The 19515-nt window shown below is 64.2% G+C and carries 23 protein-coding genes and 1 pseudogene; 12 read left to right on the forward strand and 12 right to left on the reverse strand.

The window, feature by feature from the left end; translation table 11 throughout:
- From FOS14_RS18775 to FOS14_RS24820, 4 genes are all read left to right on the forward strand, one after another.
- Positions 1 to 271 (forward strand): integrase core domain-containing protein (locus FOS14_RS18775; protein ID WP_143769309.1); only part of this gene is annotated, 271 nt, incomplete at its 5' end.
- Positions 272 to 405: 134 nt separating this feature from the next.
- Positions 406 to 1791 (forward strand): recombinase family protein, encoded by a 1386-nt coding sequence (locus FOS14_RS18780; RefSeq protein WP_143772360.1) that lies wholly within the window; start codon positions 406 to 408, stop codon positions 1789 to 1791.
- The gene (locus FOS14_RS18785) at positions 1788 to 2084 is read left to right on the forward strand and encodes a hypothetical protein (protein WP_143772361.1); all 297 of its coding nucleotides are present in this window, start codon (positions 1788 to 1790) and stop codon (positions 2082 to 2084) included. The genes FOS14_RS18780 and FOS14_RS18785 overlap by 4 nt, the downstream gene beginning before the upstream one ends.
- A 186-nt stretch (positions 2085 to 2270) precedes the next feature.
- Positions 2271 to 2423: a hypothetical protein gene (locus FOS14_RS24820; protein ID WP_185981835.1), complete on the forward strand. Its 153-nt coding sequence runs from the start codon at positions 2271 to 2273 to the stop codon at positions 2421 to 2423.
- Positions 2424 to 3097: 674 nt separating this feature from the next.
- Here FOS14_RS24820 and FOS14_RS18790 read toward each other — a convergent pair.
- From FOS14_RS18790 to FOS14_RS18830, 10 genes are all read right to left on the reverse strand, one after another.
- Positions 3098 to 3421, reverse strand: coding sequence for an HNH endonuclease (locus FOS14_RS18790; RefSeq protein WP_143772362.1), 324 nt, complete (start codon positions 3419 to 3421; stop codon positions 3098 to 3100).
- Positions 3422 to 3552: 131 nt separating this feature from the next.
- The gene (locus FOS14_RS18795; RefSeq protein WP_185981836.1) at positions 3553 to 4947 is read right to left on the reverse strand and encodes a phage major capsid protein; all 1395 of its coding nucleotides are present in this window, start codon (positions 4945 to 4947) and stop codon (positions 3553 to 3555) included.
- On the reverse strand, positions 4944 to 5489 hold the full coding sequence (locus FOS14_RS18800; RefSeq protein WP_143772364.1) for an HK97 family phage prohead protease: 546 nt from the start codon (positions 5487 to 5489) through the stop codon (positions 4944 to 4946). The genes FOS14_RS18795 and FOS14_RS18800 overlap by 4 nt, the downstream gene beginning before the upstream one ends.
- A 244-nt stretch (positions 5490 to 5733) precedes the next feature.
- Positions 5734 to 5916 carry a hypothetical protein gene (locus FOS14_RS25015; protein WP_221936739.1) on the reverse strand — a complete coding sequence of 61 codons (183 nt, stop codon included), beginning with the start codon at positions 5914 to 5916 and terminating at the stop codon, positions 5734 to 5736.
- Complete coding sequence (locus FOS14_RS18805) at positions 5913 to 6188, reverse strand: hypothetical protein (RefSeq protein ID WP_143772365.1); 276 nt, start codon at positions 6186 to 6188, stop codon at positions 5913 to 5915. Before FOS14_RS18805 ends, FOS14_RS25015 begins: the two co-directional genes overlap by 4 nt.
- A complete protein-coding gene (locus tag FOS14_RS18810) occupies positions 6188 to 6400 on the reverse strand; it encodes a hypothetical protein (RefSeq protein WP_143772366.1) in 213 nt (70 codons plus the stop codon). The genes FOS14_RS18805 and FOS14_RS18810 overlap by 1 nt, the downstream gene beginning before the upstream one ends.
- 190 nt (positions 6401 to 6590) lie before the next feature.
- Entirely contained in the window at positions 6591 to 8780 is a 2190-nt protein-coding gene (locus tag FOS14_RS18815) for a bifunctional DNA primase/polymerase (RefSeq protein WP_143772367.1), read from the reverse strand.
- A gap of 291 nt (positions 8781 to 9071) precedes the next feature.
- The gene (locus tag FOS14_RS18820; protein WP_143772368.1) at positions 9072 to 9290 is read right to left on the reverse strand and encodes a hypothetical protein; all 219 of its coding nucleotides are present in this window, start codon (positions 9288 to 9290) and stop codon (positions 9072 to 9074) included.
- Positions 9290 to 9511: a hypothetical protein gene (locus FOS14_RS18825; protein ID WP_143772369.1), complete on the reverse strand. Its 222-nt coding sequence runs from the start codon at positions 9509 to 9511 to the stop codon at positions 9290 to 9292. The genes FOS14_RS18820 and FOS14_RS18825 overlap by 1 nt, the downstream gene beginning before the upstream one ends.
- 405 nt (positions 9512 to 9916) lie before the next feature.
- Entirely contained in the window at positions 9917 to 10591 is a 675-nt protein-coding gene (locus tag FOS14_RS18830) for a PadR family transcriptional regulator (protein WP_255450455.1), read from the reverse strand.
- A 117-nt stretch (positions 10592 to 10708) separates the two neighbouring features.
- Between FOS14_RS18830 and FOS14_RS18835 the strand changes: the two genes are divergently transcribed.
- A complete protein-coding gene (locus tag FOS14_RS18835) occupies positions 10709 to 11200 on the forward strand; it encodes a flavin reductase family protein (protein WP_255450456.1) in 492 nt (163 codons plus the stop codon).
- A gap of 3 nt (positions 11201 to 11203) precedes the next feature.
- Here FOS14_RS18835 and FOS14_RS18840 read toward each other — a convergent pair whose 3' ends face one another.
- Positions 11204 to 12808: an NAD(P)/FAD-dependent oxidoreductase gene (locus FOS14_RS18840; RefSeq protein ID WP_255450457.1), complete on the reverse strand. Its 1605-nt coding sequence runs from the start codon at positions 12806 to 12808 to the stop codon at positions 11204 to 11206.
- Between the two features lie 132 nt (positions 12809 to 12940).
- Here FOS14_RS18840 and FOS14_RS18845 point away from each other — a divergent pair, with 132 nt between their 5' ends.
- Complete coding sequence (locus FOS14_RS18845; RefSeq protein ID WP_143772372.1) at positions 12941 to 14476, forward strand: FAD-binding protein; 1536 nt, start codon at positions 12941 to 12943, stop codon at positions 14474 to 14476.
- Here the strand turns inward: FOS14_RS18845 and FOS14_RS18850 are convergent.
- Positions 14469 to 15365, reverse strand: coding sequence for an alpha/beta hydrolase (locus FOS14_RS18850; protein WP_143772373.1), 897 nt, complete (start codon positions 15363 to 15365; stop codon positions 14469 to 14471). The two genes, FOS14_RS18845 and FOS14_RS18850, sit on opposite strands and share 8 nt — an antisense overlap.
- Positions 15366 to 15464: 99 nt before the next feature.
- On the opposite strand from FOS14_RS18850, the gene FOS14_RS18855 reads away from it, so the two are divergent.
- The 6 genes and pseudogenes from FOS14_RS18855 (at position 15465) to FOS14_RS18880 (ending at position 19512) form a co-directional block, all read left to right on the forward strand.
- On the forward strand, positions 15465 to 15806 hold the full coding sequence (locus tag FOS14_RS18855) for a hypothetical protein (RefSeq protein ID WP_143772374.1): 342 nt from the start codon (positions 15465 to 15467) through the stop codon (positions 15804 to 15806).
- A pseudogene (locus FOS14_RS18860) lies at positions 15799 to 16386 on the forward strand (Dabb family protein); the annotation flags it as partial. The gene FOS14_RS18855 and the pseudogene FOS14_RS18860, both read left to right, overlap by 8 nt.
- Positions 16387 to 16452: 66 nt before the next feature.
- The gene (locus tag FOS14_RS18865; RefSeq protein WP_143772466.1) at positions 16453 to 16824 is read left to right on the forward strand and encodes a nuclear transport factor 2 family protein; all 372 of its coding nucleotides are present in this window, start codon (positions 16453 to 16455) and stop codon (positions 16822 to 16824) included.
- Positions 16825 to 16839: 15 nt separating this feature from the next.
- Positions 16840 to 18498 (forward strand): FAD-binding protein, encoded by a 1659-nt coding sequence (locus FOS14_RS18870; RefSeq protein WP_143772375.1) that lies wholly within the window; start codon positions 16840 to 16842, stop codon positions 18496 to 18498.
- 8 nt (positions 18499 to 18506) lie between these two features.
- Entirely contained in the window at positions 18507 to 18743 is a 237-nt protein-coding gene (locus FOS14_RS18875; RefSeq protein ID WP_143772376.1) for a hypothetical protein, read from the forward strand.
- Position 18744: 1 nt separating this feature from the next.
- Positions 18745 to 19512, forward strand: coding sequence for an SDR family oxidoreductase (locus FOS14_RS18880; protein ID WP_143772377.1), 768 nt, complete (start codon positions 18745 to 18747; stop codon positions 19510 to 19512).
- The last annotated feature ends 3 nt before the right edge of the window (positions 19513 to 19515 follow it).

The following is a 19515-nucleotide window of genomic DNA, read 5'->3' on the forward strand; positions in this document are numbered from 1 at the left end:
GGGCATCACGCCCTCGATCGGTTCGGTCGGCGACGCCTACGACAACGGGTTGATGGAATCGATCATCGGCCTCTACAAGACCGAATGCATCCAGACCACGGTGTTCCACGCCGGGCCCTACAAGACGCTCAACGACATCGAATACGCCACATCTGGTTGGGTTGATTGGTACAACCACAGACGTCTGCATAGTTCACTCGGAATGCTCACCCCAACCGAGTACGAACAGGCTTTCAACACCGCTCGCGACCGGCAGTCGCAACCCGTCTAGGAGCGGCACGAAAGTCGTGACGCTTCACGCTGCGAAATCGACCACCTCGTCGCCTTCGACCACACAAACCCCGAACACGGCGGCTGGACACTGCCCACCAACCTGCACTAGCTGTTGCGCCTAACATGGTTCACATGAGGGCAGCTATATACCTACGGCAATCGTTGGACCGCTACGGCGACGGCTTGGCAGTGACCCGCCAGCGCGAGGACTGCGTGAAACTCGCCCACCAAAAAGGCTGGACGCCAGTCGAATACATCGACAACGACGTCTCGGCCAGCAAAGGCAAGCGCCCGGCCTACGAGCGGATGCTCACAGACATAGCCGCGGGCAAGGTCAATGCCGTGGTGTGCTGGGACCTCGACCGCCTGCACCGCCAACCCATCGAACTCGAGCACTTCATGGCGCTGGCGGACAAACACAATCTGCTGCTTGCCACGGTGACCGGCGACGTCGATCTGTCCACCGACAACGGGCGCATGTTCGCGCGGATCAAAGGTGCCGTGGCCCGCGCGGAGGTCGAGCGCAAAGGCAAGCGGCAGACCAGGGCGGCACAGCAGCGCGCGGAACTGGGCAAGCCGTTGTGGCCCTGCCGGGTGTTCGGCTACACCGACGATCTGGCGCTGCATCCGGTCGAGTCGGCGATGGTCCGCGATGCCTACCGCGCGTTCCTGTCCGGTTCCTCGCTGGGGTCGATAGCGCGCGAATGGAACGACAAAGGCGTGCCGAGTACCCGCGGCAACAAGTGGAGCGCCAACACGGTCGGTGTGTTGCTGAAGAAACCACGCAACGCCGGTCTGCGCGAATACCGCGGCGAGGTCGTCGGCAAGGGCAACTGGCCTGCCATCGTGGACGAGGACACCTGGCGGGCGGCGCGGGCGGTCTTCGACACACCAGGGCGGCGGTTCGCACCTGCACCGGGTCGCCGTCACCTGCTGACCGGACTAGCCAGATGCGGCGTGTGCGGGCAAGGCCTCAAGGCGCAGATCACACGGGCGCGCAACGGTTCCCGGTACCCCATCTACTGCTGCACGGGCTGTTTCAAGGTGTCGCGAAGGATGGGGCGTGTGGATGACGTCGTGATCGCGATGGTGTGCGGACGGCTGGCCCGCGCCGACGCCGTGGAGTTGTTGCACGACACCGACCGTCCCGACGTGGAGCAGCTACGCGCCGACGCCAACGGTATTCGTGCCCGCATGGACGGGCTGGCAGCCGCCTACGCCGACGACGACATCATGACACCGGCACAGTTCCGCATCGCCAACGAACGACTTGCCGAGCGGCTCAAGGCAGTGGAGTCACTGTTGATAGCCGCCGCCAAAGCACACCTGTACGACGGCCTGCCGTTGGGCAGCGACAGCGTGCGCAAAAAGTTCGAGGGCCTGGACCTGGACCGCCAACGCGCGCTGATCGACGCGCTGATGACGGTGACGGTGCTGCCCACGGTTCGCGGCCAAAAAGTGTTCGATGAGTCCAAGGTGGTCATCGAGTGGCGGGCGCAGGGGGTGGCGGCGGCGTGAGTAGATGCGAAGCATGGTGCGCGGGCGACGACTACGGCGAAGACCATACGTGCGTCGGCGATTTCGCCGAACTCGAACTTACCGCGCAACCCGGCGAGGTATCCGACGACGGCGTGATCCTCGGTCGGCTGTGCGTGGCGAACCGGCGTCGTCCCAATAGTGCGCCGCTGGTTGGCATCGGGATCGAAGCGGCGCCGTACAGTGCCGACCTCGTGCTGACTTCGGCGGAAGCGCGGCGGCTGGCGGCGATATTGGTCGAGTGCGCCGAGAAGATCGACAACCCACTGTTCTAGCCCTCGAGATTGCAGAGCAATGGTGCTGTTGCACAGCGTCATCGGCGCGCACCGGCCAGCGGAACTGATTACCGCCACGGTGGCGAGGTTGGCGTCTCGCTGAATTGGGGTACAGGCACCCTGTCGGCTTCGGTCGGCGGGGTGTCGGTCTTTTATGCCGTAAATCTGTCCTATAAAGTCCTGAGCATGGATGAGACAAAGCCGCCAAGTGTCCAACCGATGCCGACGCAAATCAGAGAGCGGCTCGCGCCGGTCATCAGGGCGGCGTTCTACGACTTGACGAAAGACCTCGCGGAAGCGCCGCAGCCGGACGGACCCGAACCGGCACCGGCCGCATAGAAGGCGGACGACGATTCTGCCTACTTCAGGGTGTCCTTGCGGGCGTTGCGATCCAGTTGCTCACGTACTCCCATTTTTTGCTGACCCCTCAATCTTCAGACTGCGTTCTTTACTATTCTCGCCATTCTCGACCCTTGGTGAACGAAAATGCCGTCGATGCAATTCACACCCCGACCTGCGCAGACCAGTCCCGCCGCTCAAAGATGCCTCTGACCAGGCAAAACGGTGCGCGACCATCCACTATCAAGATCATCTGCAGAAAAGCCGCTGGCTCGGAGAAACGCGGGGGAGGGGGGGTCAAAGACGTGCCTCATCGCTATAGGGCCGCATTACCCCCCCTTTACTTCCGGTCACCATCCAGTTAACTGTCCGCAATCCCAGTTACCGATGCCGAATGCGGGACTCCAGCGCAGCCCGGACATTGCTTGTTTGTGGGTTCCATTCCACCGCACTGCCTTTCGTGCCGATGCCGACCACGCCGTCGCAGATGCTGTTGTTGTGCAGCACATTCCATTCAGCTCGAGGTTATGGAGCTAGTGCCTACTCGGGTCGAGGCAGGAGGTCGGTGGCGGGCGAACCGGGTTGTTCAACACGACGTTCGGTCCGGCCGCGGCGAGCTGGCTTCACCATTGGCAAGGTCGAGGTTCAACGATCGCGGACCTTCCAAGTCCGGCCTAGCGCCATACGCGGCTGGCGATGATCGGCGTCGGCGGCGGCGTCTTCTCCGCTGGCTGTACCGGGCAGTAGGACGGGTCTTTGCCGCGGCGCCCATTACAGCGGCGATGGCTGGGCCGGAGGTTGGCCGGGTCGTGTGAACGGCTCGGATCAACCGAGAGCGGCACCACATGATCAAGGGTGAAACTCATCGGGTGGCGCCGGTCGAGTTGCTGGTCTATCGGCTTGCCGCACAGCCAGCACGGCTGACCAGCTAGCTCCTGTCGCAGACGACGAGACAGCTTGATCCACTGCCAGTCGTTGCGACCTTGCGTGCTTCCCATTGACTACCTACGTCTTGGAGATCGTGCAACGCCACACACTCGACCATTGATCTGCACGGGTTTGTCCATCGAGTGTGCGGCGCTGCTGTCGCCCGGCGAGGGTGTCAATCAAGACCGGGCACGCCTTCTTATCAGTGCGTCACGTCCAGCAGGCGGAATGCGTTCGGCACCAAGACATCGGAACCGGTCCGCCACCACAGCAGCGCGCCACGTTGACCGGTGGGCCTGCCGTTCGTGCCGAAAAGTTGCGGAACCAATTCGAGGGTCGAGCCGATTCGGTCAACGATGAGGAACTGTTTGAAGTCGCCCACGACGGCCATATAGTTCGACCCGGTGACGTAGGCGGTGGTCGCCATTTCCGAGTTTTCATTCATGGCGCGGCCCAGCAACGTCGGCGGGTTGGTCTGCAGCGACGGGAACACCAACGAACCGTTCGCCGTCTGGAATTGCCGCGCGGCGTTGACCACCGACAGGCTCGCCATCCACTGACTGTTGTCTTGGAACCGCGGCGGCAACGCGTTCTGCAGGTTGTACAGGTCGGCCGCCGCCAACGTGGTGCCGCCGCCGGCGACAATCGAACTACCGCCCGTCGCAACGAGGCTCGTGATGAGACCGTGTGGCTGGCCGGTTCCCGAGCCGTTGGTGTAGGCGCTCGAGTTGAGCCGGTCCGCGGCATCGACCAAGACGATCTGCAGCTGCGTCAAAAAGTCGGCGGCGTCCTGCTCGACCTCGAATGAGAACGGCACGAATGCGTCGGCCTTGTAGACGATGACCTGCGGCTGGGACAGGTTGAAACTCGCGTCGGCGACCTGACTGCCCTCACCAATCCACTCGGCGGTAGCGCCCGCGGAAGACACACCGTGCCAGGCATTTGTGGTGATTTTCTCGACACGTGCAATGCGGCGCAGCGGGTTTCGGGTACCGGCGTTGGACAGCAGCACGGCCGGGTCCAGCTGGAACGGCACCATGTAACCACCTTGCGTACCGGAACCTTCGCCCATAGCCCGCTGTTGAACGCGCAGCTGCTCGACGCGGCGGAACGAATCCGCTTCCGGTGCAGTGAAACTCAGGTGACCACGAACCGGGTCAGCGCAAATCTTCTGGAACGCACTGCGATAGGCGGGATTTCCGGTCTCGGTCACCCAACGGCGGATGAACGGGTCCGAGCGGTGCAGCAGCCCTTCCACGACCTCGGCGGCGTAGTCGGGTAGTTCGTTGCGCCGGTGGGCGGCGTCGAGAACCCGTTTCGCCGAATCGTCGGCCATGTCCTCACGATGTACCGGCCCGGTCGCCGAACCTTGTTCGATGTGGCGCGGGTTCATCGCCAGCTGGCGAATCTCCTCGGCACGCCGTTCGATGCCCTCGCGCTCTTCACGCAACTGCTCTATGCGCGTGGTGATTTCGTCCCAGCGGCGTGCCTTGTCGCCGGTCAGGTCGGTGCCGCGTGACTGTGCCTCTCGGCCCAACTCGCGCAATTCCGTTGTGAGGGTGCCAAGTTCGGCGTCGATGTCGTAGATGTTCTTCACAGTTCTGTTCCGTTCAATAAGTCCAACATTTGCAATTGCCGCCGAATGACGGCCAGTTCGATGACACGCCCCTCGCTGCGTACTCCGCTGATCGTCGCGCCTTCATATGCCCCCGCCGCAACCAGGCTTATCTCATAGAGACTGGCCTCGATGCGTTCCACGACGTTGCCGACCTCGCGCGAGCGAATAGGGCGGAAACCGATCGAAAACGAATCCACCACACCCGCTTTCACGAGATTCAGTGCATCATCGCCGGCGCGGGATTCCGGAACGTAGAACGCCGCGTGCAGTCCGTCCTGAGATTCGCGAAGTTCGGTGGCCTTCCCGATCGGCAGCTGACGGTGATCGTGCGAAACCATGAGGCGTACCTTGTGACCCCTTTCGGCAATCGAGCGCCCGAATGCGCCATAGGCAAACCGCTCCGTGTAATCACCACCGGCGTCGTGGATTTCGGTCTCGACACCATATGGAACGGCCAGCCCAAAGACAGTCCTATGTTCGGCACTGTCCACCGGCGCGCTGCGGTAAAGGATTTCACCCATTCGTTGTCTCCCATGATTCGGCGGCATTGTTCATCGCCAACATTGCATGGTGACTCGCGCTATCCGGGTTGTCCGCATTCGGGATTCCGGCGCTGGCGTGATACCGAGCTTGTAGCCCATTGTAATGCAACCTATTTGGCTCCGTGGCTGCACAGAACGTCGCCCGGCTATTCGACTACCCGACCGGCTTGTCCGGCGTCCTGGTTGCCTATACGGCCCTGCTTTCCGTGTGCGCGCCATTGCATCATGAACTCGTCCCGCTCGCCTTGTGCTCGCGGTAGTAGTGGCGCATGTAATCACGCTTGTGCTCACGGTGGGCAGCGGCCCAGGCCTTCATGTAGGCGGCGCGACACTCCTTGCAGACGTACCCCACATTGCGGAACTTGTCGTCTGTCTTGTGCTCATGGCACTTTGAACACTGCTTCACGACTCGCCGTCCAACTCGCTCAGGTCGTCGGGAACTGCGATCCATGGATTGTCTGGAACACGGTGGTCGTCTGGGTCATTCAGCCAGTCGCCGTCGAGCGCGCCCACCCTATAGCCCAGCAGCCACACGGAATAATGCTTGCCGTGGCGGCGGACCTGGATTGCCCCGGTGGTTATCAGTGTGTCGGCCAGTAGTTGCGGTTCCGTGCGGCGGATCGCGTCGGTGACCGCGGCACGGAACTTTATCGCCTTCAGCTCGTCGTCGGTGCTCATCACTCGGCCACCTTCGACAGCAGCCGCCAGCCATCGTGCGGAACCACCCGGTCGCTACCGATGCGCAGCCGCCCGGCCCAGTCGATCACCACGACACCCGCGGGGAACGTCTCGGTGCTGCCGTCGACATACGTGATTCTGTAACGGTCGGTCGGCTTGTCGAGTACCCGGTCCGGGAACGCGATCCGGGATTCCGTGTCGTGTCGGTTCATTGGGTTCTTCTTTCTCGGGTTGATGTTGTCTCCAAAGGCGGAGGTCGTAGGGGAACTGCCGGGCGCGGGTGGTGGGCCGCAATGTTTCCCAGTTTTGTCAGCAGTGGTGTGCAGTGCGCATGTCTCTCAACCCATATCGCCCTCTATTCCTTAGCTCTCACGCACCTGCACTGACATTTCTGGTGAAGTTTCAGGCGGTTTTGAGGTGAGCCTGTCCTAAGTGGTTGAAGTGCAGGCAAGTTGGGTCGATACCTTCGGCCAGTCGGTAGCGCCATCGAATCTTGGAACCGTCCATGCCGAACTCCTCCTCGAAGCACTCGAGTACGCCGAGATAGTGCAACGCCTGCAATTGCCGATCTACGGTGCTGCGCGGCTTGCTTATCCTCTTGCGGACATCCGACGATGTGCTCATCGGATGCGCCGCCACGTCCTCGATGATCTCCAGCCGCAGCGGCGGCATCGAATCGCGCGCGCACCGGACGGCCAACCGCATAGCGTCCTCGCGGTCCATGCCGACAGCGCACGCGCCGCGTACCAGTTGAGTAAGCTCCTTGGCGAACCGGGTCGGCATCTCCGGTGCGTGCGCGTCCATCACGTCGCCGCGGTAGTCGTATTCGACGCCCGTCCGCGCCAGCGTCACCAGATCGGCGGCAGCGACAATCGTCTCGGCTTCGTCTTCGTTGGGCTTGATTGCTCTGCTCGCGTCGACACCGGCCAGCACGCCCGCGACCGCTTCGGCGAGTTCGGCGCGCATGGTGGTCTCGTCGCCGGTCCCTCGAATCGCGTTGCGTCCGGCACGGGTTCGCATGACCCGGTTAGCCGAGTTCATCCGCACCAACAGAAATCGGTCGCCCATAGACGAGATGACGGCGTGCGCCGTGTCCCATGCGGTGGTCACCGCGCCGACCACGACCACGCGGCCCTGCCAGTGCAGCGTCCGGCCACCCTCGCTACCCACCGAGCGGGTCCACTTGCCGTCGTGCACTTCACGTAGTGCGGCGAGTACCTCGGCGCGTCCGTCACGGTGCATCGACAAAATCGAGGTCACGTCTTTGATGACCAGCACGCCGCCAGGTTCGAGCCGGCGCAGCAGCCCACCGGTCGCGTCCTTGGCGGTCTGGCGCTTGGGTGTCGCCGACAGCAGCGCCGCTTGCGAGGACAGGGTGCTGGTGACCACGGCTCCGATTCCGTCGAGCGCCTGCACGGTCTCGGTCTTGGCGTTGCCGGGTCCGCTGACGAGCAGCAGCCACAGCGGGTCACCCGAGAGCCGCTCGACCGCCGCCGCCGCCAGCATCGCGTCCAGTGCATCGGTGTCGTAGTCTTCGCCCAGCCAGCGCCGGAATATGACATGCGCCTGGTCGAGCGTGCACAGCGCCGGCGGCGGTGCCGGTTCCGGGGTGGCTTGCAGCATCTTTCGGTTGGCGGCAACGACGTCGGCCTCGTCCAAGATTCCGGCTAGCTCGTGCTCGGCGTGGGCCACGTTCTCGAGCGAACCGGTCAGCGCGTTGTTCCACTCTTGGATTGCCGTGTCGCGGCCACCTTTACGGTCACCGGCAACGGCGTCGATGAACGCGCAACGGAATTGGGTCAGCGCGGTCCGCACTCCGCTGTAGCCCTCGCGTGCCCGCCATACCAGCGCGGTTTGCCCGTCGCGCATGGCGTCGTGCCGGGAACCGGATTCCAGTGCGGCGAGCCATTTGTCGAGCGTGGATTTCACCACAGCATCCGGCTCGCCGTCGGTCAGCGAGAACGTCACCGGGTCGGCCATCTCTCCTGCCGGGTAACGGTCCTTGCGCAATCCTTCGACCCATGCACCCGGTAGCTCCGGTATGTCTGCAGGGTCGGGTATCCCGTCGAACAGCTCGCCGTCCGGCCCGTACCACCGGTAAATCTCGCCGGTCTTGTCATGCAGGCTCGGCCACACCACGGCGGTCCGGTGGCACCAGCGCACGAGTTCCACGTCGGGCAGTGACCTTTCGGCCAACTCGACGCCTTCGGGTACGCGGTAGAACTGAATTCCGCTCTTGCCCGGTCCGCGCGACGTGCTCGTGTAGGTGGGCGGTAGTTTGCCCCAACGTGTTTCGGCTTCGGCTATCGAACGGTCGCCGACCTTCCAGGTGCCGTCCGCCTTCTGGTAGGCGTCAACGTCGATGCCGACCATCGAATGCTCCATGCGCAGGCCGACATTCGTATAACCGGTCTTCGGGTTGTCGATGAACGTCTGAACATCTGCGCCGCTGACGTAGGCACCCTTGCGGCCGGTGAAGTCGGCTACCGGAACCTTGCCGTTAAGCGGTATTGGATACCAGCCTCGGCGACGGTATTTCATTGCTGCACGGGCGTATGGGGATACGGCGTCATTGCCGGATTGTTCGCTCATTGTTTGGTTCTCGAATTTCAGATTGGGTTGTTGCTAAACGGATTTCGCGGGTCCGTAACTGCAACTCTACCGACGCCGAATGCCTTAGAATGAAAGCGTTCTCGTGATGCTATGGGTTGTGGCTAAACGAAACTTTCGCGCAATCGGCCCGCCGACAAAGGGTTTTCGCTCCCCATCGTCGGCGGGCCGAATTGTTTCAGCAGAGCAGCAGTTCAACCTCTGCGTAACTCTTGGACCGCACGCAGGGCGGGGAAGATTCGGCGCCACAGTCCGGGCACGGGCGCGGCGTTATCACCGATCACCTGCCCCGCGGAACCATTCGTTGATTTGGTCGAGCGACAGGACACGTCCGCCGTCCGCGACGACTGCCAGTTTGACGTTCCATGCAAAATCTTCGCGCTCGTCGCGCGTCAGCTTCTCTCGCCAACCGTCGCCGTACTTGGCTGAGTACCGCTTGGCGTATTCGTCGTGGACACTCAGCACTCGGTCATAGAGACGTTCGTCGCTCATCACGCCACCGACTTCCGTAACAGTCCGGCGATCTTGTCGCGCTGTTCGGGTGTCAGCGGCGGGGCTGCGTCGACAACTCGGCGCACATACTCGGCGAGGGTCTCGGCGCGAAGGTTGCGCCGGGCCTCGAGCAGTTCCGGGTCGTCCGGTTTGCGATCGCGGGTCAGTGCAGCGACTCGGGCACGCTCGTGACGGACGGCTGGGGATGACGGTTGGGACATGGTGAACCTCGCGGATGAAATTGATCTTCCGCACGGCTCCGGGATTCAGTGGCCCGCCAGAACCGGCCATGCCCGCGATGTGCTTTCTACTGCCTTCTGCTCATCGGGTGTATGTTTCCCACTCCTCGCGCTGGCGCATCGGTCATCGGAGCGGCTACACGACACTTAGGGTACTAGCTCGCCAAGCTGCTACGCCGTAGAACGTGGTTACAGAGCGCAGCCACCGACGGGCCACCCATCCTGAACTATGGTTCGGGCAATTGCGAGCACTGCCTCTGCAAAACCCACCACGACATGAAAACCGAAAACCTCTGGCACGTCACCACACTCACCGGCGCAGCCGAACTCTGGACCTCAGTAACCGGCCAACAAATCATCACCCTGCCAACCGGACTCAGGACCTAGCTACTCCTCCGACTGGACCCGCTTCTCCACCTCGCGCCAGCGACCGGGTACGGCTTTGGGATGGCCTGCCTCGTCATGGAGTTCGGCCTTGGCAAGCATCGCGTCAGCATCGTCGATGTCCTTGATCAGCTGCAACGCCAACTCGCGCTCGGCTGCGTAGTAGCGCTTCGCCCAGAGCATGGTGATCCGCGGATACGCCCACGCAGGTTCGGCTTCGGCTCCCCCGACATCGACCGACACCCGGCGCTCCATCTTGTCCACATACGCAATGTGCTCGCGCAGAATCTCCTTGAGCCGCTCCGGATCATTCAGATGACCCATCCAAATGCGCAGCAGCACGCCATGTTTCAGGATCGGCGGATCGATGGGAGCCTCGGCGGACCACTTACTCACCGCGTCCATCCCGGCGTCGGTGATCTTGTACATCCGGCGGCCGCGCACGCCATCTTCATTCTGGATTCGCGACGTCGCGTAACCGTGCTGCTCCAGCCGCTTCAATTCGGAGTAAACCTGGCTGAACGACGGGCTCCAGTAGAAGTGCCCGATGCTCCAGTCGGCCCACTTCTTGAGGTCATAGCCGGAGACCTCCTCGCCGAAGGCCAACATGCCCAACACCGCCCAACTGGTCGGCGGCAGGTTGGGCAGGCCCGCCTCAGGTTGCGATTCGGCCGTCACGTCGGAATGGTACCAATCCGACGTAGCGCAAAGTCGGCCGCTGACCGGGAGGCCACCTTGTGTGCAACCCCAGCCACAACGGATTCTGGTGTCCTGCATCGAAACTCGGGAGGACACGTGACCACCATCGCGACCGCACCCAACGCCGCCACCCTGCGCCAGGTCTGGGGCCACTTCGCCACCGGGGTGGCGGTGATCACCGCGCACAACGGGGCCGAGCCGCTCGGCTTCACCTGCCAGTCGGTGGTGTCGGTATCGCTGGACCCGCCCTACCTGTCCTTCTGCCCCGCGAAGACGTCGACGAGCTGGCCGCAGCTTCGTAAGGTCGGCGCGATCTGCGTGAACATCCTCGCCCACCAGCAAGGTGACCTGTGCCGGCAGTTCGCGGTAAGCGGCGCCGACAAGTTCGCCGATGTCGAATGGGGGCGGGCCGACAACGGAGCTCCGGCCATTGCTGGCGCCCTTGCGCATATCGAAGCCGTTGTGGAATTCGAGCACGACGCCGGGGACCACACGATCGTGCTGGCGCGCATCACTGACCTGAGCGCCGACGAAAACGGCAGGCCCCTGCTTTTCTACAAGGGCCGGTTCGGCGAATTTGCCGGGTGAGGGCTACCCTTCGATGATGTCGAAGCCCTTGTAGCCGGCCGCCGCTACCTCGGCGATGATCTGCCCGTATACGCCGAATCCGCCGACGAAGGGCATGAACACCCGCGGCTTGCCCGGAATGTTGGCGCCCATGTACCAGGAGTTCGCGCTCGGCATCAACGTGCCGGCCGCACGATCGGAGCACTCCTTGACCCAGTCGGCGACGGCGTCCGGCCGGGCTTCCAATGCCACTGCCCCGTGGGTGTCCAGGTATCGCACCGCATCCGCGACCCAGTCGACGTGCAGCTCCGAGTGCAGCACCATGTTCGCGAGCACCGACGGGCTACCTGGGCCGGTCAGATTGAACAGATTCGGAAAACCGGCGATCCCGAGTCCTAGGTACGTCTTCGGGCCCTCCGCCCAGACATCATTCAACGTCTGTCCGCCGCGGCCTACGATGTTCAGCTTCTCCACCGATCCGGTCATCGCATCGAAACCGGTGGCCAACACCAACGCATCGAGCACGTACGAAGCATCGGAAGTGCGCACGCTAGCGCCGTCGATCCGCTCGATTGGTGTGGCACGCAGGTTCACCAGGGCCACATTGTTCCGGTTGTAGGTCTGAAAGTAGTTGTCGTCGGTGCAGATCCGCTTCGAGCCGATCGGGTGGTCATTCGGGATCAGCAATTCCGCCACCGAAGGGTCATCGATGACCGCGCGCACCTTCGACTCCCAGAATCGCCGCGCAGTGTCGTTGGCCTCGATGGTGATCATTTGATCGGGAAACGTCTTGCTGAACAGCACTCCGCCCAACTGCCAACGCTTTTCGTAAGCATTCCGGAGTTCGTCAGCGGTCGCGTCCACGGCTCGTTTCGGGTACGGCTGGTGCGGCGACCCCCCGCCACTCTCCATCGACAACCGACGCCGCTCGGCATAGTTGGCCTTCTGCTCGCGTCGCGCCGCATCATCGAGCGGCACGTTGCCCGCCGGCACGCTGTAGTTCGCGCTGCGCTGGAACACATAGAGCTGCTCGGCCTGGCGCGCGATGCACGGAATTGCTTGAATGCCAGACGATCCCGTCCCAATAACGCCTACTCGCTTGCCCGTGAAATCGACGCCGTCATGCGGCCACCGTGCCGTGTGGTAGAGGTCGCCGGCAAAGGACTCCAGTCCCGGTATCGACGGGATGTTCGCGTTGGATAGCGGGCCGAGCGCCAGCACACAGAACCGAGCCGACACGACGTCACCCGCCTCCGTGCGGACCTCCCAGCGAAGCTTCTCCTCGTCGAGCACCACGTCGGTGACCCGCGTGCCGAGCTTGATGTTTCGCCGTAGATCGAAGCGATCCACAACATGGTTGATGTAGCGCAGGATCTCCGGTTGGGTGGCGTACTTCTCGCTCCAGTCCCACTCCTGTTGCAGCTCCTCGTCGAAAGAGTAGGAGTAGTCCACGCTTTCGACGTCGCAGCGTGCGCCGGGGTAGCGGTTCCAGTACCACACACCGCCAACGCCGTCGCCCGCCTCGAACACCTGCACGGTCAGCCCTTGGCTGCGCAGCTTGTACAGCGCGTAGACACCGGCGAAGCCCGCACCCACCACCACCACATCCACGGCCGACGGAGTGTTCAATGTGCTTGCCTTTCACGAGGAACGGTTCTGCTGCGCCGACGCTACGGCTGCGCACGCACGCACACCATCCGTTCTCCCGCTGACCGGCACACCCGATTGGCCCGGCCGATCTCCGCGCCTAGCGTCGGTGCAATGCACACGTGGAACGAAGAAGTTGACGTACTGGTGGCCGGGTCGGGCGGCGGGCTCGCGGGCGCGTACACCGCCGCACGCGAGGGACTTTCCGTGGCGGTTGTGGAAGCGACCGACAAGTTCGGCGGCACCACCGCCTACTCGGGTGGCGGCGGAATGTGGTTCCCGTGCAACCCAGTGCTCAAGCGCGCCGGTACCGACGACACCATCGACGACGCGCTCACCTATTTCCATGCCGTGGTCGGTGACCGGACGCCGAAGGCGCTGCAGGACACCTATGTTCGCGGTGGCGCGGAGGTGATCGAGTATCTGGAACAGGATTGGAATTTCGCGTTCGAGATGCTGCCGTGGCCGGACTACTTCGGTAAGGCTCCCAAGGCAAGGTTGGACGGCCAGCGGCACACCATGCCGACACCGCTGCCTGCGGCCGAGCTGGGCGAGCTCCGCCAGTCGCTGCGCGGACCGCTCGACACCGACCGACTCGGTGCACCACTGCCCGACGTACTGATCGGCGGTCAGGCGCTGATCGGCCGTTTCCTGAAGGCGATTTCACAGTTTCCGAACGCCACCCTGCACCTGAACTCCCCGCTGACCGAGTTGGTCATCGAGGCCGGTGCGGTGGTCGGCGCGATCGTCGAACGGGACGGCCAGCGCGTCGCAATCCGCGCCCGCAAGGGCGTGCTCCTCGCTGCCGGCGGCTTCGAGCAGAACGACGAACTCCGCCAACGGTACGGCGTGCCGGGCGCAGCACGAGACACCATGGGGCCGTGGGGCAATCAGGGCCGAGCGCACCTGGCGGGCATCGCCGCGGGCGCGGACACCGACCTGATGGACCAGGCGTGGTGGTCGCCCGGGCTGACCCATCCGGATGGCCGTTCGGCATTCGCGCTGTGGTTCACCGGCGGCATCTTCGTCAATCAGGACGGGAAGCGATTCGTCAACGAGTCAGCACCCTACGACCGCCTCGGTCGTAACATCATCGCGCAGCTCAACGACGGCACCGCCACCTTGCCGTACTGGATGATCTACGACGACAAGGAGGGCGAGGTACCGCCGGTCAAGGCCACCAACGTCTCCATGGTGGAGACCGAAAAGTATGTGGCGGCCGGGCTCTGGCACACCGCCGACACCCTCGCCGAACTCGCCGAGAAGATCGGGGTTCCGGCCGAGAACCTGATCGCGACAGTGGAGCGGTTCAACAAGATGGTCGCCGACGGCGTCGACACCGACTTCGGTCGCGGCGACGAGGCCTACGACCGGGCGTTCTCCAACGGCGAACCTCCCCTGGTGTCCATCGATCAGGGACCTTTCCATGCGGCCGCGTTCGGCATCTCCGACCTGGGCACCAAGGGTGGTCTGCGCACCGATACCGCGGCGCGGGTCCTGGACAAGGACGGCAACCCGATCCGCGGCCTTTACGCAGCCGGCAACACGATGGCCGCGGTCAGCGGCACCGTCTACCCCGGCGGCGGCAACCCGATCGGTGCCTCGGTGCTGTTCAGTCACCTTGCGGCGCTGGACATGGCGGTCAGCTGATCGCCAGCGCAGTCCTGATCATTTGCCAGATCTCTTGGCGCGCCGTCTGAGTGGCCGACAACGCCGGGATGGTGAGGAAGCCGTGGAACAACCCGTCGTAGCGGTGATGTTGCACGGCAACACCATCCGTGCGCAATCGCTGCGCGTAGGCGTCGCCGGCCGCGCACGGTGGGTCGAGTTCCGCGGTGATCACCACCGCGGGCGGCAGGCCAGCGAGACTGGCGGCCCGGGTCGGCACCAGACGCACATCGTCGGTCCCGTTCGGCGCGTACTGCTGCCAGTACCACTTCATCGCCGCGGTGGTGTTGTAGTAACCGACGCCGAAGCGGCGATAGGACTCCGTTTCGAAATCGTCGTCGATCACCGGGTAGAGCAGGATCTGGGCGGCGATCGACGGGCCGCCGCGGTCGCGCGCAGCGATTGCGACCGTGGCCGCGAGGTTGCCCCCGGCGCTGTCGCCCGCAACGGCAATTCGCGTCGGGTCTGCGCCGAAATCGTGTGCGTGCTTGGCCGCCCATTCGACGGCCGCATACATGTCGTCGTGCGCGGCCGGTCCAGGATGCTCCGGCGCCAGCCGGTAATCCACCGAGACCACCACCGCCGGCACACCCGCGGCCAGCGATCGGCAGAACTCGTCGTGGCTGTCGAGGTCACAGAACACGAACCCGCCGCCGTGCGCAAAGACGATCACCGGCAGTGGATCACCGTCATGGTGCGGCCTGTACACCCGGAGCCCGTCGGTTTCCCGGACCTCGAACATGTCGGGCAGACGCAGGTTCGGCCCCCGACGGCCACGGATCACCTCGCGCAACGCGTTGGGCGCCATGGTCGTGACGTCGGGAAATCCAGCGTTCAGTTGCGCGAGCATCGCGGCCACTTCGGGGTGCATGGTGGCCACGCTAGGGCCGTGTGCCGGGGGCGCGCTTCTGCTCTCCCACCCAGCGGACGCCGCGCTTCTCTCCGGCCCGGATTGGCGTACTGTCGCCGCATGGCGGTGGTCTATGTAGTCGACACGGTCGTCGCTAAGCCCGGTCGCGCAAGGGAATTCGTCGATTCTTATCTCGCCGGTTACGCTCCGGGCGCCGTCGATCGAGGCATGGCGCTCGAACGCATCATGGTCAGCCCACCGCTGTGGCTCGCCGACGAATCGAACACGGTCACCGCCATCTGGGCGCTCGACGGCCCCGAAGGCTGGTGGAAGATGACGTGGCAGGGCCGCAACGACGACACCCTTGGTCAGTGGTGGGCCGGTGTCGAAGCGCTCATCGAGCACCGGTCGCGATCGGTGGCCGCAGCCGCCGCTGATGTCGATGGACTCGCGAATGTTTAAGGTAACCAAGCTTGTTCATACCTCGAATGATGCGCTCATTACCGAGCTACGCGAGGCAGTCGAGCCGGCGTCGTACGCGCTCATCCAGCCCACTTTGCCCGGCGTCCGCAACGGCGGCGACATCGTGGTCCACCTCCAATTCGACGACGCGCGGGCGTGGCCGGCGCTGCGCCCGCGCGTCGATGCGGTGCTGCGATCGGAGGAGGTGCGCCACGTCGACGGCGTCGAGTACGAGGGCCACCTGGTGCGGCGCTCGGCCCGATCCGCGGATTCGGTGTATCGCACACTGTTGCTGGAAGTCGCCCCCGGGACGCCCGAGCCGGTCGTGGCGCAGTTCGAGAAGGATCTGCTGCGGATGCCCGGCTGCATCTCGACCATCGATGCCTGGCAGCTGAGCCGCGTGCAACACGCGTCGGGATCCGCAGCGTGGACGCACGTGTGGGAACAGGAGTTCACCAATCTCGATGGACTGATGGGTCCGTACCTCACGCACCCGGTTCATTGGGGCCGGGTCGACCGCTGGTTCGACCCGGAGTGTCCGGAAGTGATTGTCCGACAGAAGATATGTCACAGCTTTTGCGAGGTAGCTCCCGCTGGGCGGGAACGACTCACCACCCCGGCCGCCGCGCGTGGTTCCGTGGGATACATGCCCTCTATAGCAGAAATCCGCTCCGCCGTCGCGCGATACGTTGCGACCGTCGGCACCGGTACCTCGGCCGATATCGCCGCCCTGTACGCCGACGACGCAACCCTCGAAGATCCGGTCGGCTCGCCGCCGCATGTTGGCCGCGAGGCGATCGAGAAGTTCTACAGCCAGCTCGATGCCGTGCGCAACACCACCGAACTACTCACCGTCCGAGTCGCCGGCAACACCGCCGCCTTTCTGTTCCGGGTGGTCACCGACACCGGTGACCAAAGAATTTCTATCGAACCCATCGACGTCATGACCTTCGACGAGCAGGCCCGAATCACCAGCATGCGGGCGTTCTGGTCGCCGGACGACGTTACGCTGACCTAAGGCAAGGAAACGACAATGCCTGCACATCATTGGGACCATGAGGTCGACTTCCTGGTCGTCGGCAGCGGCGCGGGCGGGCTCACCGGTGCGCTCGCCGCGGCGAACGGCGGCCTGGACACCCTGATCATCGAGAAGGCCGCGGTGTACGGGGGCAGCACCGCGCTTTCCGGTGGTGGAGTGTGGATTCCGAACAATCCGACGCTGTTGCGCGAGGGGCTGGCCGACCGCCGGGAAGACGTGCGCGCGTACCTCGACGCGGTGGTTGGTGACCGGGTGCCGACTGCGAACATCGACGCCTTCATCGATCAGGGACCACGCATGCTCGAGTTCCTCGAGCGGTCCAGTCCGCACCTGCGGTTCCAGTGGTGCACAGGGTATTCCGATTACCACCCGGAAAAGCCCGGCGGCCGCGCGGCGGGCCGCTCGATCGAGCCGTTGCCGGTGAACCTGAGGAAACTCGGCGCGGACGAGGCACAACTGCGGCCAGCCGCACTCGCCACGCCCCCCGGGTTGTTCATCACCTCCAAGGACTTCGTCCAACTCAACATGGTGATGCGAACCTGGAAGGCCAAGCGGACCGCGCTGCGCACCGGACTGCGCGCGGTCAAGGCGATCGTGCTGCGCCGGCACATGGACACCCTCGGCCGTGCTTTGGTAGCGCGTCTGCGCCTGGCCCTGCAGGACGCCGGGGTGCCGCTGTGGCTGAACACGCCGATGCAGTCGCTGATCACCGACGATTCCGGTGCCGTGCTGGGCGTGACGGCCGAACGCGAGGGTAGCGAGGTCCGGATCCGGGCCCGCCGCGGCGTGCTGCTGGCCACCGGCGGTTTCGAGTACAACCAGGACATGCGCAAGCGGTACCTGCCCGAGGGCGGCCGGGACAACTTCAGCGCCGCATCTTCCGACAACACCGGTGACGGCATTATCGCGGGCGAAAAGGTTGGAGCTGCTGTCGATCTCATGGACGACGCTTGGTGGATGCCCTCGTTCCGGCGGCCCGACGGCATCAATCAGGTGCTGGTGTCGGAGCGTTCTATCCCGCGCTCGATCATCGTCGATCAGCATGGCCAACGGTTCACCAACGAGGCATCGCCATACGTGACGTTCGTGCACGCGCAGTTGGCCGGCGGTCACGAGCCGACCTGGTTCATCTTCGACGCGAGGGCCAAGAGTCGCTATCCGATCGGCGGAATCATGCCGGGTCAAAAATTCCCGGCGGAGTGGCTAAGCAGCGGACTCGTGCAGACCGCCGGAACCGTCACCGAGCTCGCCGCGAAGATCGAGGTGCCGGCCGAGAGCCTGACTGCAACGGTCCAGCGCTACAACGGCTTTGCCCGCGCCGGTCACGATGCCGACTTCCAGCGCGGTGCGAGCGCGTACGACAACTACTACGGCGATCCCACGCTGCCCCAGCCGACCCTCGATGTGTTGGACAAGGCGCCGTACTACGCGCTGCGGGTGCGCGCCGGCGACCTCGGCACCAAGGGTGGGCTGGTATACAACGCCAGCGCTCAGGTGCTGCGAACCGACGGATCGGCGATCGCCGGTCTGTACGCCACCGGCAACACCTCGGCCGCTGTGATGGGCAACGACTACGCGGGCGCGGGCGCGACCATCGGCCCGGCCATGGTGTTCGGCTTCATCGCGGCGCGCCACGCCGCGGCGGCGCAGTAGGAGCGACAATGCAGGAATTATCTTGCGGCACTTGCGGCAACCGCGTGCTCGTGGAGAAGTTCAGCCCGAGCCACACGAGCGTGCAGTGGCTCAACGACGCCGAAGCCGCGTGCCCCGAGTTCGCCCGCCAGGCGGCGGTGGGCACGCACAGCACATGGATTCCCACCTGCACTGCGCTGCGCGACTCGATCGAGCGAGCCGCAAGATCCGGCGGATTACCCACCGATGCGCTCAGGAAGGATTGAGATGAACAACACGCTGGCCGGCAAGGTCGTGATCGTGACCGGGGGTGCGCGCGGCCTCGGCGCCGCATTCGCCCGCCACATCGTCGACCGCGGCGGCGCCGCCGTCATCGGTGACGTCCTCGATGACGAGGGCAAGTTCACCGCCGACGCCCTCGGGGAGTCTGCACGCTACATCCATCTCGATGTCACCGATCCGCTGCAATGGACTGCGGCGGTCGAGTACGCAAGCACCGAATTCGGAAACGTGACCGGGCTGGTGAACAACGCCGGAGTGGCCACCGGTCAGTTCATCGAACACGAACCGGTAGAGCATTTCCGGCGGGTACTGGAGATCAATCTGGTCGGCGTATTCAACGGCATGCAGTCCGTGATCGTGCCGATGCGCGCTGCCGGTGGCGGGTCGATCGTCAACATCTCCTCGGCAGCCGGACTGATGGGGCTGGCGTTGACCGCCGGCTACGGCGCCTCGAAGTGGGGCGTGCGCGGACTTTCGAAGATCGCGGCGGTGGAACTCGGACCGGACCGCATCCGGGTGAACTCCGTGCACCCCGGCATGACCTACACCCCAATGACCGCTGAAGTGGGCATCACAGTGGGCGAGGGCAATTATCCGAACACTCCCATGGGCCGCGTCGGGGTCCCCGACGAAATCGCCGGAGCCGTGGGATATCTGCTGTCCGATGATGCCAGCTACGTCACCGGCGCCGAGATCGCCGTCGACGGCGGGTGGACCGCCGGTCCGACCGTCAAATATGTCATGGGCCAATGAGTT

Source organism: Skermania sp. ID1734, from assembly GCF_007489285.1.
Taxonomy (GTDB): Bacteria; Actinomycetota; Actinomycetes; order Mycobacteriales; family Mycobacteriaceae; genus ID1734.

Excerpts from the sequence above, each read along its gene's own strand:
- FOS14_RS18805 (WP_143772365.1), bottom strand. The coding sequence starts at position 6,188 with ATGAGCACCGACGACGAGCTGAAGGCGATAAAGTTCCGTGCCGCGGTC.
- FOS14_RS18780 (WP_143772360.1), top strand. The coding sequence starts at position 406 with ATGAGGGCAGCTATATACCTACGGCAATCGTTGGACCGCTACGGCGAC.
- FOS14_RS18865 (WP_143772466.1), top strand. The coding sequence starts at position 16,453 with ATGCCCTCTATAGCAGAAATCCGCTCCGCCGTCGCGCGATACGTTGCG.
- FOS14_RS18815 (WP_143772367.1), bottom strand. The coding sequence starts at position 8,780 with ATGAGCGAACAATCCGGCAATGACGCCGTATCCCCATACGCCCGTGCA.
- FOS14_RS18820 (WP_143772368.1), bottom strand. The coding sequence starts at position 9,290 with ATGAGCGACGAACGTCTCTATGACCGAGTGCTGAGTGTCCACGACGAA.
- FOS14_RS18850 (WP_143772373.1), bottom strand. The coding sequence starts at position 15,365 with ATGCACCCCGAAGTGGCCGCGATGCTCGCGCAACTGAACGCTGGATTT.
- FOS14_RS18790 (WP_143772362.1), bottom strand. The coding sequence starts at position 3,421 with ATGGGAAGCACGCAAGGTCGCAACGACTGGCAGTGGATCAAGCTGTCT.
- FOS14_RS18875 (WP_143772376.1), top strand. The coding sequence starts at position 18,507 with ATGCAGGAATTATCTTGCGGCACTTGCGGCAACCGCGTGCTCGTGGAG.
- FOS14_RS24820 (WP_185981835.1), top strand. The coding sequence starts at position 2,271 with ATGGATGAGACAAAGCCGCCAAGTGTCCAACCGATGCCGACGCAAATC.
- FOS14_RS18800 (WP_143772364.1), bottom strand. The coding sequence starts at position 5,489 with ATGGGTGAAATCCTTTACCGCAGCGCGCCGGTGGACAGTGCCGAACAT.
- FOS14_RS18870 (WP_143772375.1), top strand. The coding sequence starts at position 16,840 with ATGCCTGCACATCATTGGGACCATGAGGTCGACTTCCTGGTCGTCGGC.
- FOS14_RS18880 (WP_143772377.1), top strand. The coding sequence starts at position 18,745 with ATGAACAACACGCTGGCCGGCAAGGTCGTGATCGTGACCGGGGGTGCG.
- FOS14_RS18855 (WP_143772374.1), top strand. The coding sequence starts at position 15,465 with ATGGCGGTGGTCTATGTAGTCGACACGGTCGTCGCTAAGCCCGGTCGC.
- FOS14_RS18810 (WP_143772366.1), bottom strand. The coding sequence starts at position 6,400 with ATGAACCGACACGACACGGAATCCCGGATCGCGTTCCCGGACCGGGTA.
- FOS14_RS18845 (WP_143772372.1), top strand. The coding sequence starts at position 12,941 with ATGCACACGTGGAACGAAGAAGTTGACGTACTGGTGGCCGGGTCGGGC.
- FOS14_RS18825 (WP_143772369.1), bottom strand. The coding sequence starts at position 9,511 with ATGTCCCAACCGTCATCCCCAGCCGTCCGTCACGAGCGTGCCCGAGTC.